This is a genomic window from Streptomyces sp. NPDC000880 (assembly GCF_053599675.1).
This window is the reverse complement of the sequence record NZ_JBSFMS010000061.1, coordinates 22,015-38,045: the sequence shown is the minus strand read 5'-3', so window position 1 is coordinate 38,045 and position 16,031 is coordinate 22,015. Positions and strand designations below refer to the sequence as shown.

General features: G+C 69.1%; 14 protein-coding genes and 3 pseudogenes. 10 read left to right on the top strand and 7 right to left on the bottom strand.

The features are described from left to right. Positions 1-204, top strand: a pseudogene (locus tag ACWDO5_RS20640) (vitamin K epoxide reductase family protein); the annotation flags it as partial. A 72-nt stretch (positions 205-276) separates the two neighbouring features. Here the strand turns inward: ACWDO5_RS20640 and ACWDO5_RS20635 are convergent. Continuing rightward, entirely contained in the window at positions 277-687 is a 411-nt protein-coding gene (locus tag ACWDO5_RS20635; protein ID WP_450531780.1) for a rodlin, read from the bottom strand. A gap of 267 nt (positions 688-954) precedes the next feature. Between ACWDO5_RS20635 and ACWDO5_RS20630 the strand changes: the two genes are divergently transcribed. Next, complete coding sequence (locus ACWDO5_RS20630; RefSeq protein WP_450531779.1) at positions 955-1,194, top strand: chaplin; 240 nt, start codon at positions 955-957, stop codon at positions 1,192-1,194. A 146-nt stretch (positions 1,195-1,340) separates the two neighbouring features. Here the strand turns inward: ACWDO5_RS20630 and ACWDO5_RS20625 are convergent, their stop codons facing one another. Beyond that, positions 1,341-1,631, bottom strand: coding sequence for a hypothetical protein (locus ACWDO5_RS20625; protein WP_450531778.1), 291 nt, complete (start codon positions 1,629-1,631; stop codon positions 1,341-1,343). Between the two features lie 102 nt (positions 1,632-1,733). Next, entirely contained in the window at positions 1,734-1,934 is a 201-nt protein-coding gene (locus ACWDO5_RS20620) for a hypothetical protein (RefSeq protein ID WP_450531777.1), read from the bottom strand. Between the two features lie 250 nt (positions 1,935-2,184). On the opposite strand from ACWDO5_RS20620, the gene ACWDO5_RS20615 reads away from it, so the two are divergent. From ACWDO5_RS20615 to ACWDO5_RS20605, 3 genes and pseudogenes are all read left to right on the top strand, one after another. Next, positions 2,185-2,685 (top strand): DUF5949 family protein, encoded by a 501-nt coding sequence (locus ACWDO5_RS20615; RefSeq protein WP_450531776.1) that lies wholly within the window; start codon positions 2,185-2,187, stop codon positions 2,683-2,685. A 36-nt stretch (positions 2,686-2,721) separates the two neighbouring features. Then, positions 2,722-3,219, top strand: a pseudogene (locus tag ACWDO5_RS20610) (serine protease); the annotation flags it as partial. Positions 3,220-3,284: 65 nt separating this feature from the next. Continuing rightward, positions 3,285-3,912: pseudogene (locus ACWDO5_RS20605) on the top strand (alpha-ketoglutarate-dependent dioxygenase AlkB). Here the strand turns inward: ACWDO5_RS20605 and ACWDO5_RS20600 are convergent. Continuing rightward, a complete protein-coding gene (locus ACWDO5_RS20600; protein WP_450531775.1) occupies positions 3,913-5,526 on the bottom strand; it encodes an N-acyl-D-amino-acid deacylase family protein in 1,614 nt (537 codons plus the stop codon). It lies immediately after the preceding pseudogene. An 11-nt stretch (positions 5,527-5,537) separates the two neighbouring features. Continuing rightward, positions 5,538-6,863: an amino acid deaminase gene (locus ACWDO5_RS20595; RefSeq protein WP_450531774.1), complete on the bottom strand. Its 1,326-nt coding sequence runs from the start codon at positions 6,861-6,863 to the stop codon at positions 5,538-5,540. A gap of 147 nt (positions 6,864-7,010) precedes the next feature. Between ACWDO5_RS20595 and ACWDO5_RS20590 the strand changes: the two genes are divergently transcribed. From ACWDO5_RS20590 to ACWDO5_RS20575, 4 genes are all read left to right on the top strand, one after another. Continuing rightward, on the top strand, positions 7,011-8,180 hold the full coding sequence (locus ACWDO5_RS20590) for a sugar kinase (protein ID WP_450531773.1): 1,170 nt from the start codon (positions 7,011-7,013) through the stop codon (positions 8,178-8,180). Beyond that, entirely contained in the window at positions 8,177-8,959 is a 783-nt protein-coding gene (locus ACWDO5_RS20585) for an IclR family transcriptional regulator (RefSeq protein ID WP_450531772.1), read from the top strand. Before ACWDO5_RS20590 ends, ACWDO5_RS20585 begins: the two co-directional genes overlap by 4 nt. Further along, positions 8,956-9,366, top strand: a complete 411-nt coding sequence (locus ACWDO5_RS20580) for a RidA family protein (RefSeq protein ID WP_450531771.1) — start codon at positions 8,956-8,958, stop codon at positions 9,364-9,366. Before ACWDO5_RS20585 ends, ACWDO5_RS20580 begins: the two co-directional genes overlap by 4 nt. 111 nt (positions 9,367-9,477) lie before the next feature. Beyond that, entirely contained in the window at positions 9,478-10,950 is a 1,473-nt protein-coding gene (locus tag ACWDO5_RS20575) for a GntP family permease (protein WP_450531770.1), read from the top strand. Between the two features lie 63 nt (positions 10,951-11,013). On the opposite strand, the gene ACWDO5_RS20570 is transcribed toward ACWDO5_RS20575, so the two are convergent. Further along, positions 11,014-12,357: a M14 family metallopeptidase gene (locus tag ACWDO5_RS20570; protein WP_450531769.1), complete on the bottom strand. Its 1,344-nt coding sequence runs from the start codon at positions 12,355-12,357 to the stop codon at positions 11,014-11,016. 328 nt (positions 12,358-12,685) lie between these two features. Here ACWDO5_RS20570 and ACWDO5_RS20565 point away from each other — a divergent pair, with 328 nt between their 5' ends. Then, positions 12,686-14,011, top strand: coding sequence for an Nramp family divalent metal transporter (locus ACWDO5_RS20565; protein ID WP_450531768.1), 1,326 nt, complete (start codon positions 12,686-12,688; stop codon positions 14,009-14,011). Between the two features lie 102 nt (positions 14,012-14,113). On the opposite strand, the gene ACWDO5_RS20560 is transcribed toward ACWDO5_RS20565, so the two are convergent. Next, positions 14,114-15,772: a chitinase gene (locus ACWDO5_RS20560; RefSeq protein ID WP_450531782.1), complete on the bottom strand. Its 1,659-nt coding sequence runs from the start codon at positions 15,770-15,772 to the stop codon at positions 14,114-14,116. Between the last annotated feature and the right edge of the window lie 259 nt (positions 15,773-16,031).

Here is a 16,031-nt window from a genome sequence, read left to right as displayed (position 1 = left end):
TGCCTGTGGTGCTCGCTGGCCTGGGTCGCCACCATCGTGATGTTCTGCTACGTCACTCTGCACAACATCGAGCACCGGATCATCAAGGTCCCCGATGGGCTGCGCAAGGGGCTGCTGGAGTTCCACTGGATGCCGCCGGTGCTGTGGACCGGCTTCATCGGGATGCTCATCCTGACCCGCTGGTGGGACTTCTGGACCAGCTGATCCGGACAGAGGCGTACAGACGCAGAGAAGTCCCCGGCAACTGGCGCCGGGGACTTCGGTCTCTGCTCGGACTCAGCTGTTGCCCTCGCCGTTGCCCGACAGGACGGGGATGCTGCTGAGGACGTGCGACAGCGGCTCGTCACCCTTGACCTGGGTGGAGTTCTCGGTGCACTGCTGGTTCTGCGGGGCCGAGAGGACCGGGATGTCCTGGGCCGAGACCGGTACGACGCCGACGAGGGAGCCGACGTCGGCCTTGGCCGGAAGACCGACACAGGGCTTGTTGAGCGAGCCCTGGATGAGGCCGATCTGCGGGCTCATGTCCCCGAAGGTCTCGGAGTTGCCGAACGTCTGCTGGGCATCGTTTCCGCTCTGCGACGTCGTACCGCCGTCGTCGCCGATGGCCATGGCCTGCGGTGCCATTGTCGCTCCCGCGGCCGCCACGGAAAGAGTAAGTACCGCAGTCGTCATAACCTTCTTGAGCATGTTCCGTCCTTCTGTCGCATGGTCGCGTCGATGCCCGCTACTGGAGCGCCCTGGAGAACTACTCTCTCGGGAGATTGGTTCTCCGTGTTCACCCAAATGGCCCGTACGGCGCGCACCAACAAGCGGATCACATATTGCGCTGCTACTAAGGGCGTTGGGCCGAACAGGGGGTACCGGGGTGGCGGGCCGTGTCATCTGCGGGGGCCAATCCGTTTCGATTCGTGTGAGCCCTATGTCGGGCAAAACATCGAACAGAAGGTGCTATCCATGAATTCTGTCAAGAAGGCCGCCCTGGTTCTCGCGACCGCTGGTCTCGCTGCCGGATCCGCTGCCGGATCCGCCTTCGCCGACGCCGGCGCGAGTGGCGTTGCCCAGAACTCACCGGGTGCGCTGTCCGGCAACCTGGCGGAGGTCCCGCTGCACCTGCCGGTCAACCTGTCGGGCAACAGCGTCAACGTCATCGGCGCCCTCAACCCGGCCTTCGGCAACATCGCGGAAAACAGCTGACCGCGCTTCGTATCGGGGTGGTGTCACCGGTATCGGCCGGTGGTACCACCCCGGCTTGTGTCCCCGACCTGGGCACACAGTACGGCAGGGGGTGCAGCCGCTGACGGCTGCGCCCCCTGCCGAACGCGCTCTTACGAAGCGCCGGTTCAGCCACCCAGCTCGACGCCACCCAGCAGCGGGGTGACTTCACCGGCCGACTTGAGGACCTGCTGCGGGGCGGTGCCCTTGACGTTGTTGAGGTCGGTAGCGGCGTCGGCGAGCGAGTTCACCGCGGAACGCCCGTCGGCCAGATTCAGGGCCGACGCCGAGCCGAGGGTCTCAAGGCCGCCGTTGAGGCTCATGGGAGGCATGGGCGTCGTACTGGCGGCGAAGGCGGGAGAGGCCCCCATCGCCACGACGGAACCGGCAACGATTGCGGCAACCCGCGAGTACTTCATCTTTTCGCATTCCTTTCCCCGGCCGCGTTCGTCGCCGCCGTCGTCATGGGTAACGAGTTCTGGCTGCAGCGGAAACCCCTGCATTCCTCGGCATGGGTGGAATCAGGCCGGGTGGCGGTCATGGAGCCAGCCCCTGCGCTGAGGGGGCGGACCGGGGCGGCCGTCCGGGTCGCTGCCCGGCTGCGCCGGATAGTGGGCGAGTCGGCTCCACTCCATGTCGGGCAGGCCTGGCAGCGTGCGGTCGGCGGCGGCCCACTCCCTGACGAGCTGTTCGTAGATCGGGGTCCCGTTGGGCGAACTCACCGGGTTCGGCACCGGGGCCGTCTGGACGCGCTGCCATCGGGCAGAAGCGGTAGTCCTTGCCATAAGTCGGCCAACGCGCGCCCGCGGGGCGAAGTCACTGCCGTGGTACGGAGGTGGAGTACGGCCAGAACGGATTTTCGCCCCTGCGCGAGGCGCGGTGAGGAATTGCGGAAACTGGCATCTGATGCCTTCGTCCATCCAGGTGAATGGGCGAAGTGGGGGCATTGGCAGGGCACTAGGGTGCCGGACCATGACCACAGCCAGCTCTTCCAGGAACGCCGTGCGGCGCAGTCAGTTGGGCACCCTCTCGGTGCTCGCATGGATCGGTGACCCCGATGAGGGGCATGACATGCCTTATCTGCTCGCCTACTCCCTCGGCGACGGCGCCGACGGTGCGCAGGCGGGGGAGGCGGCCGTGCTGGCGGTCATCGAGGAGGTCGGGCTCTCGGCCGGCGGCGACATGGCAGACAGCACCCGCTCGGCCGGCTCCCCGATCAGGCTGCTCGTCGAAGGCGGCCGGGCCATCCTCAACATGCCCTATCTGAGCGCGCAGTGCCCCGCCCCGCCGGAGTGGCTCCGTGCCGCGGAAGAGCGCGGTCATGCGCACCTCCTGATCGCCAGCCGCCCCTGGCCGGACGCGGTCCCGGGCGAGCCGGTCACCGAGGAGGCGCTCCAGTCCTTCCTCGGCGACGAGCGGACGCTCACCACCGCGGCCCACGTTCTGCTGCCGGTGAGCCAACTACGCCACTAAAAGCCTCGGATATGACAGCGGCCAAGCACGGCACCCGCCGTCGCGGCCACCAGCCCGGACACGGCGTCGCGCGCCGCGGCCACCGCTTCCCAAGCCGACGCCAGAGCAGTCGACTTCGCCGGGACGGTGGCGCTCAGCAACTGTTCCGGATCGGTGGTGCGCATGCCGGCCTCGGAGCCCGACGACCCCGCCCTCGTACTCTCCAACGGGCACTGCATAGAGGGCGGCTTCCCGGCCGCGGGTGAGGTCATCGTCGACCAGCCGTCCAGCCGCACCTTCGGCCTGCTCAACTCCGCGGGCAGCAGAGTCGCGACACTGCGGGCCGGCAAGATCGGGTACGCGACGATGACGGACACCGACGTCTCGCTGTACCAACTCACCAGCACCTACCGGCAGATAGAGAGCCGGTACGGCATCAAGGCGCTCGAACTCAACGCCGGGCACCCGGTGCAGGGCACCGCCATCAAGGTCGTCTCCGGGTACTGGAAGCGCATCTACAGCTGCAACATCGACGGCTTCGCGTATCGCCTCCGGCTGCGCGCTGCCCAAGCCGTGAGCCGATTCGGCAGCATGTTCGATTATCTGGGTACCCTGGGGGCATGGCAGCACATCTCCAGGGTTCCCTCTTCGATCAGACCGACGAGATCCGACTCGGTCCGCTGACGAACGTACGGCGGACCGTGCTCGGGGACGGAGCGTGGATCGACGTACTCCCCGGGTGGCTCAGCGCGGCGGACGCCCTCTTCGAGGAGCTCGCCGCGCGTGCCGTGGCGGGCCGAGCGGCGCCAGATGTACGAGCACGTGGTGGCGGTCCCGCGGCTGCTCGCCTTCTACGGGGTGCGGGATGCCCTCCCGCACCCCGTCCTGGACGAGGCCCGCGCTGCCCTGTCCGCGTATTACGCCTCCGAGCTCGGCGAGCCGTTCACCACGGCCGGGCTCTGCTACTACCGGGACGGCCGCGACAGCGTGGCCTGGCACGGCGACACCAAGGGGCGCGGCTCCCGGGAGGACACCATGGTCGCCATCCTGTCGGTCGGCGCCCCGCGCGATCTGGTGCTGCGGCCCCGCGGGGGCGGCCGCGCCCCGCTGCGCCGGCCGCTGGGGCACGGCGATCTGATCGTGATGGGCGGCTCCTGCCAGCGGACCTGGGAGCACGCCGTGCCGAAGACGGCGCACGCCGTGGGGCCGCGCATCAGCATCCAGTTCCGGCCGCGGGGAGTGAGCTGACTACGCGGGCGTGCGGTCCGTCCGGCGGACCGAGCGGCCGGCCAGTACGTCCGTACGCGATCCGTCCTCGATCACGAACTTTCCGTCGATCAGCACATGCGGGATGCCGACCGGCAGCGTACGAGGGGCCTCGAAGGTCGAGCCCGCCGCGACCGTGTCGGGGTCGAACAGCACCAGGTCCGCGCGGTAGCCCTCGCGGACCAGGCCGCGGTCCGGCAGCCGCAGCCGGGCGGCCGGGCGGGAGGTGAGGTGGGCGACCGTCTCCTCCAGGGTGAGGATGCCCAGCTCCCTCGCGTACCGGCCGAGATAGTGCGGGAAGGTGCCGTACGCCCGCGGGTGCGGCTTGTGACCCTGCAGGATGCCGTCGCTGCCGCCGGTGTGGACCCGGTGGCGCATGATCTGCCGGACGTTCTCCTCGTGACCGACGTGCTGGAGGATCGTCGAGCCGAGACGGTCGTTGATCAGCAGCCGGCGGGCCGTGATCCACGGTGTCTCGCCGCGCTCGGCCGCCGACTGCTCGATCGTCTTGCCGACGTAGCTCACGAGCCCCGGGTCGCTCACGCCCGAGATCTCGATCGTGTCCCACTCGATGGGCACACCGTGGCAGCCGTCCGCGCCGATCTCCTCCATGTGGTGGCGGATCTTCTCGGCGGTCTCGTCGTCCTGGAGGCGGGCGAGCACTGCATCCGGACCGCCCACGCTCGCCCAGCTCGGCAGCACCGCGACCAGCGTGGTGCAACCGGGGGTGTACGGGTACGTGTCGAGGCTGATGTCCGCGCCGGCGTCCAGTGCCCGGTCGAGGAGGGCGAGCAGATCCGGTGCCTTGCCCTTGTTCACGCCGAAGTTCATCGTGGCGTGCGCGAGATGGAGGGCGCAGCCGGCGTCGCGGGTGAGGGAGATCATCTCCTCGTACGCCTGCAGGGCGCCGGCACCGTACGAGCGGTGGTGCGGGCAGTAGTAACCGTCGTAGCGGGCCACCACCCGGCACAGCTCGGTCAGTTCGGAGTCGCCCGCGTACAGGCCGGGGGTGTAGGTCAGGCCGGACGACATGCCCACCGCGCCCTGTTCCAGGCCCTCGGCGACGAGCTGCTTCATGCGGGTGAGCTCTTTGGCGGTCGCGGGGCGGTCGTCCCAGCCCACCGCGTACATCCGGACCGTGCCCTGCGGGATGAGGTACGCGGCGTTGACCGCGATGCCGCGATCGAGGCGGTCCAGGTACTCGCCGACCGTACGCCAGTCGAAGTCGATGGAGGTGTCCCCGGGCGCACCGCCGTTCCAGCCGGTGATGGATTTGCGGACAGCGTCGAGCGTGCGGTCGTCGACCGGCGCGTAGGAGAGGCCGTCCTGGCCGAGGACTTCGAGGGTCACGCCCTGTGCGGCCTTCGCCTCGTGCGCGGGGTCGCGGAGCAGCGCGAGGTCGCTGTGCGCGTGCATGTCGATGAAGCCGGGGGACACGGCGAGGCCGTGCGCGTCGAGGGTGCGCGTCGCCGAGAGGGCGGGCTCGCCCTCTCGGCGTATGTCCGCGATTCGGCCGTCGGTGACGGCGACGTCGGCGCGGTACGACGGCCCGCCGGAGCCGTCGATGACGCGTGCGTCGCGGATGACGAGATCCATGGCTCGGCCTCTCAGAAGAACGTGCGGATGTAGTCGGTGACCGTGCCGTCGGCCTCGACCAGTGGGATCAGCTGCCACTTGTCGAAGCTCGTGCAGGGGTGGGACAGGCCCATGCCGACCCAGTCGCCGACCTCCAGGTCCGCGTCCGGCGTGGTGCGGACCCAGCCGTGCTGGTCGGACAGGCCGCTGACGGTGATACCGGTTGCCGGCCGGATCTCGCCGGTGCGGGCGTCGCGTACGACCTGGGCCTCGGGGAGATCGAGGTCGTATGCCGCATCCCGCTTGCCCGCGTTGACGAAGGCCTGTTCCGGCGTGGGGCGGGAGACGACCTGGGCCCAGAGGCGGAAGGCGGGCTGGAGGGCGCCCTCGTCAGGGATGCGGTTGAAGGGCGTGAGGTGACGGTAGTGGCCGTCGTCGTGCGAGACGTACGCGCCGGAGCGGAGCAGCTTCAGTACGGGCAGGGAGAGTTCGGGGATCTCGGCGAAGACGTCCGCGACCGCGTCGAACCAGGCGCTGCCGCCCGCGCTGACGACGATCTCTTCCGTCTCTGCCAGGGCAGCGAAGCGGCCGGCCTTGTCGAAGTCGGCGGCGAGGGCGACCAGGCGGCGCAGCCAGGCGCGGACGCGGTCGCCGTCGGCCTGCGGGACCTCGCCCTCGTAGCCGGCGACGCCGACGAGGCGGAGGGTACGGGTCGCGGCCACGGCGTCGGCGACGGCCGCGCAGTCGGATTCCGTGCGGGCTCCGGTGCGGGCGGCTTCGCCGGCACCGAGTTCGACGACGACGTCGAGGGGGCGGGTGGTGCCCGCGGACCTGAGAGCCTCGTCCATCAGCTCGACGCCGCGTACGGAGTCGACGTAACAGATGAAGCGGAAGTCGGGGTCGGCCTCCAGCTCGTGCGCGAGCCAGCGCAGGGCGGCGGGGTCGACGACCTCGTTGGCGAGGAAGATCCGCTGGATGCCGTAGGCGCGGCAGACGCGGGCCTGGTGGGGGACGGCGGCGGTGATTCCCCAGGCGCCGTAGGCCAGTTGGCGGGCGAAGAGCTGGGGGGACATGGAGGTCTTGCCGTGTGGGGCGAAGGCGAGGCCGTGGCGCTCGGAGTACGTCTCGAGGAGGGCGAGGTTGTGCTCGACGGACTCGGCGGAGAGGGCGAGGACGGGGGTGGTGAAGCCGCCGGTGAAGAGGTTGCGGCGCTCGGCGGCGAGGGCGCCGACGGTGAGGCCGGCGGTTGCGGCGTCCGGGGGGAGTGCCTTGAAGCGGTGGTCGACCGGTTCGTCGGCGAGTCGTCCGACTGCGTTGTCGACCGCGTTCGCGTCGTCGAGTGCGTTGTCGGCTGCCATGGGGCCTCCTTTGAGGATCGCCACGCCTTGGTGCGTTGCGCTATGTGCAATGGCCATTGCGTAATTCGCTTACCGCTGTCTAACATCCGAGCCAACGCCGGGTCAATGGTGTCTCCGGCGGCCGACCAATGAGGAGCTCGAGCGATCGTGACCGCGACCGTGACCGCGACGGCGACTGTGCCCCGACCCGTCGACATCGTTTGCCTCGGCGAGTCCATGGTCACGTTTGTGCCGACGGCTCCGGGCCGCCTCGCCGATGTGCCGTCGTTCACACGCGGCATCGGCGGAGCCGAGTCCAATGTGGCGTGCGGTCTGGCCGCGTCCGGGCACCGCGCGAAGTGGGTCGGCCGGGTGGGCGCGGACGGGTTCGGCGAGCACCTGGTCGCGGCGATCGCGTCGTACGGCGTCGACACGTCGGCGGTCCAGCGCGATCCGCGCCGGCCGACGGGCATCTACTTCCGTACGGCGGGCGAGCGGGCCACAGGCACGGCGGGCGAGGAGCCGGACCGCGCGGAAGTCGTCTACTACCGCGCCGGTTCAGCGGCGTCGGCCATGTCACCGTCGACGATGGGGTACGAAGACCTGTGGTCCGGGCGGATCCTGCACCTGTCCGGCATCACGGCGGCGCTCTCGGCGGACTGCCTGTCCCTGGTGCGCGCCCTCACGACGCGGAGGCCGGGCCGTCCGCTCGTCTCGTTCGACGTGAACTACCGCGTCAACCTGTGGCACGACGCGGCGGACCCGCGGGTGCTCCTGGACCTGGCGCGGGGTGCGGACATCGTCTTCGTCGGCGAGGACGAGGCGGAGGCGGCGTGGGGTGTACGGGGCGCGGCGGCGATCCGCGAGGCGCTCCCGGAACCGGAGGTCCTGGTGGTGAAAAGGGGGGCGCGGGGGGCGGTGGCGTACGCCCGCCGCGCGGAGTCAAACGCCGGCGGGGCTGATTTCTCAGCCCGTCCGGCGCCCCAGGACGCGGCCGAAGGCCGTGCCGTCCCGGACACCGTCACGGACGAGCCCGCACCCCGCGTCGACGTCGTCGCACCCGTCGGTGCCGGGGACGCCTTTGCCGCCGGGTTTCTCTCCGCCACCCTGCGAGGGCTCTCCGCTCACGAACGGCTGCGGTACGGGCACCTCATGGCAGCCGCCACCCTCACCGTCGCCGGGGATCTCGCCGTGCCGCCCGCGCGGGCGCATGCCGACCGGCTGGTCTCACTCGACGCGCGCGCCTGGGGGAGACTGCGACTCGGCCCCGGCTGGACCGCGACCGCGGAGCAGCACCCGCAGGGCACGCAGGACCCGCAGGAGGTACGTATCCCATGAGCCAGACCGTCGACCGCGCGCTGAGCATCCTTCCGTTGCTCGCCCAGGGGCCCGCCGACCTCGGCCAGGTCGCCGAGCGCCTCGGTGTGCACAAGTCCACCGCGCTGCGGCTGCTGCGTACGCTCCACGAGCACGGACTGGTCTACCGCCAGCAGGACCAGCGCTACCGTCTCGGCGCCCGGCTCTTCGCCCTCGCGCAGGAGGCCGTCGAGAATCTCGACGTACGCGAGATCGCTCACCCCCACCTCGTCGCGCTCAACGAGCAGACCGGGCACACCGTCCACCTCGCCGTGTACGAGGAGAGCGAAGTCCTCTACATCGACAAGGTCGAGAGCCGCTATCCCGTCCGGATGTACTCGCGGATCGGCAAGCCCGTGCCCATTACTGTCGCCGCGGTGGCGAAGCTGCTGCTCGCCGACCTTCCCGAGGCCGAGCGGCGCGCCCTCGCCGAGAAGCTCGACTACCCCATGTACACATCCCGTTCGATCCCGAACTCCGCCGCGTTCCTCAAGGAGCTCGCCGTCGTCCGCGAACAGGGATGGGCCACCGACCTCGGCGGCCACGAGGAGTCCATCAACTGCGTCGGTGCCCCCATCCGCGGTGCGGACGGCCGCGTCGTCGCCGCCATGTCGGCCTCCGCGCCGAATGTCGTCGTCACCGCCGAAGAACTCCTCACCCTCCTCCCGGTGGTGCGGCGCACTGCCGACGCCATCAGCCGGGAGTACTCAGGCGCTGTATCCCCTCAGCAAAAGACCGGCCCGCAGAAGGAAGTCTCATGACCGAGAAGACCGCGATCACCCCCGCCACCCACACCGCCCCGCCCGCCAAGTTCTCCCACGGTGTCCGCAAGGGGAACATCCTTCAGGTCGCCGGGCAGGTCGGCTTCCTCCCCGCCGTCGAGGGACAGCCGCCGACGCCCGCCGGGCCGACCCTGCGCGAGCAGACCCTCCAGACCCTCGCCAACGTCAAGGCAATCCTCGAAGAGGGCGGCGCGGGCTGGGACGACGTGATGATGATGCGCGTCTACCTGACGGACGTGGACCACTTCGCCGAGCTGAACGCGATCTACAACGCGTACTTCGAGGAGCAGGACCTCAAGGCGCCTGCCTCCGCCCGTACGACGGTGTACGTCGGCCTCCCCAAGGGCCTCCTGATCGAGATCGACGCCCTGGCAGTCCTCGGCTGACCGCCGGCTGATCTTGCTCTACCCCGCACTTCGCGGCGCGGCGCGCTTGCCCGAAGCGCCGCGCCGTGACCCCCCACACCCAAAATCCCCCGAACAACGAGGTCCCCCGCCATGCTCATAGCCGCTGACTCCCCACCACCAGCCCCGCCCCACACCGGCGGACTGCTCCTGCTCATCGACGGCACCGCCGGTCTGCTGACCGTCGCCGCCCTCGGCATCGCGCTCCTCCTCTTCCTGATCATCAAGGTCAGGCTGCAGCCGTTCGTCGCGCTGCTCGCCGTCTCCATAGCCGTCGGCCTCGCCGCCGGTCTCTCCGTCACCGAGCTCTTCGGCACGGTCCAGCGGTCCGCCGCCGTCTCGGTCATCGAGCAGGGCATGGGCGGCATCCTCGGGCACGTAGCGATCATCATCGGGCTCGGCACCATGCTCGGCGCGATACTCGAAGTGTCCGGCGGCGCCGAGGTGTTGAGCAGCCGTCTGCTGCACCTCTTCGGTGAGAAGCGTGCTCCGCTCGCCATGGGCCTCACCGGCCTGATCTTCGGTATCCCGGTCTTCTTCGACGTCGGCATCTTCGTCCTCGCGCCGCTCGTGTACGTCGCCGCCAAGCGCTCCGGCAAGTCGGTCATCCTCTTCGCGATGCCGCTGCTCGCCGGGCTGTCGATGACCCACGCCTTCCTGCCGCCGCACCCCGGCCCGGTCGCCGCCGCCGGACTGCTCCATGTCTCGCTGGGCTGGGTCATCCTGATGGGCGTCGTCGTCGGTATCCCGGCGGTCCTTGCCGCCTGGGCCTACGCCGCCTGGATCGGCAAGCGCCTGTTCGTCGAGGTCCCGCAGGACATGGTCGAGGCCGCGGAGGACGCCAAGGCCGCCGTCGCCGCCGACCAGACCGCCGCCGGCCGTACCCCGCAGGAGAAGCCGGTCTCCCTCGGCACGGTCCTCACCATCATCGGTACGCCGCTGGTCCTCATCCTCGCCGGGACGTTCTCCTCCATTGCGCTGGACCCCTCCACGCCGCGCTCGGTCATCGAGTTCTTCGGCAACCCCTTCGTCGCCCTGACGATCGCGCTGCTGATGGCGTACTACCTGCTGGGCGTCAGGCGCGGCTGGTCCCGCAAGTCCCTTGAGGCCGTGTCGACCTCCTCGCTCAAGCCGGTCGGCAACATTCTGCTCGTGGTCGGCGCGGGCGGCATCTTCGGCGCCGTACTGAAGGGCAGCGGCGTCGCCCAGGCGCTCTCGGACACCTTCAACGACATCGGTCTGCCGATCATCGTGCTCGCCTATCTGATCTCGCTGGTGCTGCGCGTGGCCCAGGGCTCGGCGACGGTCGCGATCGTCACCACAGCCGGCATCGTGCTGCCGCTGGTCGAGGGCGGTGACCACTCGCAGGCCTTCCTGGCGCTGGTCATCATGGCGATCTCGGCCGGCTCGATCTTCGGCTCGCACGTCAACGACGCCGGCTTCTGGATCGTGGCGAAGTACTTCGGGATTTCGGAGCGGGACACGCTGAAGTCGTGGACGGTGCTGGAGTCGGTGCTGTCGATCGCGGGCTTCGCGGTCGCGGCGACGCTGAGTCTGGTCGTCTAGCGGCAGGGACATGTACGTACGAGGGCGCCCCGGGACGGTACTGTCCCGGGGCGCCCCTGTCCGTCAGCTCGGGCAGTACTGCTGCTCCTTGCCGATTGAGCGGTACATGCAGTCGGCGTTTTCGACCAGCTGCAGCACCGCGTCCCGGTTGCGGCTCGTCTCGCGCTCGATCACCTCGTCGGGCGGGTAGAAGCCACCGCCGCCGAAGCCCGTCGGGTACATCTCGAAGGTGTACGCGAAGATCTTCTGGTTGCCCCACAGCCAGTCGTCGATCGACCCGTCCGTGATGTAGAGGTCGCTCGCCTGCTCCGGGGTGTAGCCATTGCTCGCCGCCATCTTCTGCCCGACCGCGGCGAAGGCGTTCCGGTCGTCCTGCGTCATACCGGGAGCGGTGTCGGCGTTGGTGTAGCCGTACGGCCACAGAACCAGCTCGCTGTACGTGTGGAAGTCGATGCCCGCCTTGATCTGCTGCTTGCCGCCGACGATCCGGCTGCGGGTGAAGTCGGCGACCACCTTGACCTCGGGCGCGGACTCGGCCCGCGCGCCGCGGTACGTCTCGGAGCTCGGGGAGCCCGAAGAGCCGCCGCAGCAGCCCCACTTGAAGTTCCAGTTGCGGTTGAGGTCCGTGCCGATCGCCGAGGATCCGGAGTTGGGCTGGCGGTTCTTGCGCCAGCTGCGGTAGGAGCCGGTGGCGATGTCGTACTCGCCGCCGTCCGGGTTGACGTCCGGGATGATCCAGATCTCGCGGCCGTTCACGGCGCCCGTGACCCGCGAGTCGGTGCCGTAATCGTCGCCGAGCTCGCGCAGCAGATACAGCGCCATCTCGACGGTGAGGTGCTCGCGCGCGTGCTGGTGGTGGGTGAAGAGCACCTCGGGCTCGTTCTCGTCCGTCGCGACGTTGTCGCTGATTTTGACCGCGACGATGTCCCGGCCCTGATAGCTCTTGCCGATGACGCGCTTGCTGATGATGTTCGGGTGGGCGGCGATCCGCTGGTCGATCTCGGCGTTCATCTCGGCGTAGTTGTGATAGCGCGCGTCGGCCGACGGGAAGTCGAACGGCTCGACGGCCGCGCCATTGGTCCTGGCCGGCGGCGCGGGCAGGACTTCGAGCTGATAGCCGAGTGCGCGCAGCCGCTTCGTCTGTGCGGCGGTGGCGCTGACGACGGCCGAGTGGGCGTCCGCCTCGTCCACCGATACGCCGGTGGCGGCGAGGGTGGTACGGGCCGCGGCGTCGGTCGCGCCATGGATCTCGTACTGCCGGATCTGCTCCTCGGCGGCGGCGGTCGGGGAGGTCGAATCCGGGGCCGGGGGCGCGGCGTTGGCGGTGAAGGGAGCGGCTACCGCGAGCGCCAGCAGGGCCGCGAGGGTGGTGGCCTTTCTGCCGCGGCCGCGTGTGCGAAGTCGCATGCTGTCTCCTGGGTGGGGAGTGTGGGGGGTGTTCAGTTGCGACGCCATGTCGTGGTGCGGGTGTTCAGTTGTTCGGGCACATCGTGGAGCTGTGGCATGGCCCGGTCAAGAGGCTAGCTTCGGCCATACCGTCGCCCGTGGAACGAACCGACACGCGTGTCGCGGACCGCAATCTCGGCGAGGTCGAGGCCGACTCGGCCTCGTACGGTCACGCTCCTTCACCCGGGCGGAGGCGATTCGGTGCCGCCGACCCTCTTGCGCGATCGTTCTCGCCCCGCTTTGGTGACCCCAGTCACATCCTGGGACGAGTGGGAAGGCGGCCAAGCTCATGGCAGGCACCACCGAAAGCAGTACTGACGAGTCCATTTCCCGTCCGCGCAAGTCGAGCTGGAAATACATCGGTCCCGGAATCGTCGTCGCGGCGACCGGTGTCGGAGCGGGTGACCTCGTCGCCACGCTCATCGCCGGCAGCAACTTCGGCTACACACTCCTGTGGGCCGCCGTGATCGGCTGTGTCGTCAAGATCTCCCTCGCCGAGGCGGCCGGTCGCTGGCATCTGTCCACCGGGCGCACGCTCTTCGACGGCTGGGCCAGCCTCGGCCGATGGACCACCTGGTTCTTCGTTGTCTACGTCGTCGTCTGGGGCTTCGTGTACGGAGCCGCGGCCATGTCCTCCAGCGGCCTGCCCCTCCAGGCGCTCTTCCCCGACGTCATGGGACTGAAGGGGTGGGCGATGCTGACCGGCGTCGTCGGCCTGGTCTTCGTCTGGTTCAACAAGTACGACGTCTTCGAAAAGGTCATGACGGTCCTGGTCGGCGTGATGTTCGTGGTCACCGTCTATCTGGCGATCCGGGTCACGCCGAACCTCGGCGACGCCTTCGCCGGACTGCTGCCGGTCCTCCCCGACGAGAAGGACTCGATCCTCAACACCCTCGGCCTGATCGGCGGCGTCGGCGGCACCATCACCCTTGCCGCGTACGGATACTGGGTCAATGCCAAGGGCTGGACCAACGCCGGCTGGATGAAGGTGATGCGCTTCGACAACCGCGTCGCGTACCTCACCACCGGCATCTTCGTCGTCGCGATGCTGTTCGTCGGCGCCGAGTTGCTGCACTCCGCGGGCGTCGCCATCGCAAGCGGCGACAAGGGCCTGATCCAGCTCGGCGACATTCTGGAGAAGGAGTACGGCGACGCGACCGCCAAGCTGTTCCTCATCGGCTTCTTCGCCACGTCCTTCACCTCGCTGATCGGCGTATGGCACGGCGTGAGCCTGATGTTCGCGGACTTCGTCGAGCGCTACCGCAAGGACCGCGCGGGCGCGGGTGAGCAGGCAGTCACCGGCGAGGAGGTGGCCTCGGGCGCCCGTGAGAAGTCGGTGCCGTTCCGGGCGTATCTGCTGTGGCTGACCTTCCCGCCGATGATCCTGCTGTTCCTGGGCCAGCCGTTCCGACTGGTGATCATCTACGGAGTGCTGGGCGCCGCCTTCATGCCGTTCCTGGCCCTGACACTGGTCTGGCTGCTCAACTCCGGGCGTACGCCGAGGGAATGGCGCAACGGCATCCTCAGTAACGCGATGCTGGTCATCGCGGGCCTGCTGTTTCTGGTGCTGTGTGTGAAGCAGATCGCCGACCAGCCGTGGGCCGAGTTCTTCTGACCACTCTCGCCAGTCGTACGGCGGATCCATACGGCTTGGTGCGGTCAGCAGCGCCGCCGGGGGAGCGGCGGCGCTGCTGAGTCACTCTCGTACTACGGCGTTCTACGGGAGGCCGTGTACGTGCGGCCCCACCGCGTTCGACCAGGCGTTGCCCGACTTCGCGTCCCAGTTCGTGGACCAGGTCATCGCACCGCGCAGCGAGGGGTACGTCTTGGACGGCTTGAACGACCCGCAGTTCGTGCCCCGGGCCAGGCAGTCCAGGGCGTTGTTCACGATCGTGGGGGATACATAGCCGCTGCCCGCACCGCTGGTCGAGGCCGGCAGACCGAGCCCGACCTGGGACGGCGCGAGCCCCCCCTCCAGCTGGATGCAGGCGAGCGCGGTGAGGAAGTCCACCGAGCCCTGCGAGTAGACCTTGCCGTCGCAACCGAGCATCGAACCGCTGTTGTAGTACTGCATGTTGACGACGGTCAGGATGTCCTTGATGTTGAGCGCCGTCTTGAAGTACTCGTTCGAGGTCGACTGCATGTCGATGGTCTGCGGCGCCATCGTGATGACGAGCTTCGAGCCCGCCTTCGACGACAGCGAGCGCAGGGCCTGCGTCATGTAGGTGGAGTTGAGGCCGTTCTCCAGGTCGATGTCGACGCCGTCGAAGCCGTACGTCTGCATCAGTGAGTAGACGGAGTTGGCGAAGTTCGTGGCGGAGGCCGGGTCATTGATCGCCACGGTGCCGTTCTGGCCGCCGATCGAGATGATCACGGACTTGCCGGCTGCCTGCTTGGCCTTGATATCGGTCTTGAACTGGTCGACGGTGTAGCCGCCGAGCCCGGCCGAGTCGAGGTTGAAGGTGACACCGCCCGGTGTGCCGGTCGCGTCGGCGAAGGAGACCGCGATGATGTCGTAGTTGGCGGGCACATCGCTGATCTTCTGGACGGTGGCGCCGTTGTTGAAGTTCTGCCAGTAGCCGGTCACCGCGTGCTTGGGCACGGTCCCTCCGCCCCCGCCGCCGGAGCCCGAGGTGGTACCGGTCACCGCCGCGGACTTCGCGGATTCACCGGCCGCGTTGGTCGCGGTCACCTGGAACTGGTACGAGGTGGAGGCGCTCAGTCCGGTCGCGGTGGCCGAGGCCCCGGTCACCGACTGCATCTTGGCGCCGTTCTGGTAGAGGTTGTAGCCCGTCGCGCCCGACACCGGGCTCCAGGACAGGGCCACGGACGACGAGGTCACGGACCCGGCGCTCAGCCCGGCGGGCGTGGACGGAACCACCGGGTCGGGGTCACCGCCGCCGCCACCGTCCGGACCGAAGACGCTCACATCGTCGGCGTAGTACGCGGCCTGGCCGTACCAGCCGTGCGTGTACACGGTGACGGAGGTGGTGCTCGCGCCGGTGGTGAAGCGGGTGGTCAGTTGCTTCCAGCCGGAGGAGTCCGGCGTCCAGGTGGAGACGTCGGTGGTGCCGGTGCCGGTCGTGCCGAGGTAGGTGTAGCCGCCCTGCACCCAGGCGCTGAGCGTGTAGGTCGAGTTGGGCTTGACGGCCACGGTCTGCGTGCACTTGGCGTTGTCCTGCCCGGCCGGTGTCGCCTTGAGGGCGGAGGTGCCACCGTGCACGGGGGAGGAGGTGGTGGCGCCGCTGCCGCCGGAACAGGTCCAGTTGGTGAGCCCGGACTCGAAGCCGGCGTTCTTGGCGACATTGACGTCGGCGGCCTGCGCGGTCCCTGTGGTGCCCATGAGGGTGAGACCGGTCCCGACGGCGAGCGCCAGCGCTCCGCCGAACCATCTCCGTGAGCGTGTGGTGCGGTCCACTTGCTGCCTCCGGTGGGGGAGTTGGGGGGTGTGGAGGGGTACAGGAACGGTGGCCACCGCTGGGCGTACAAACTGGTCCAGACCAATAGGGTTGTCAAGACCTGTGGCGACGATTCGTATACGCAGGGCAGGGTGCAGGCGCTCAGGGCTCCCGCCCGGCCGGTCTCGCCCGGCGTGGGGCCGTGCGCCCACACGGGAGCCCGGAGTCGAGCCCAGC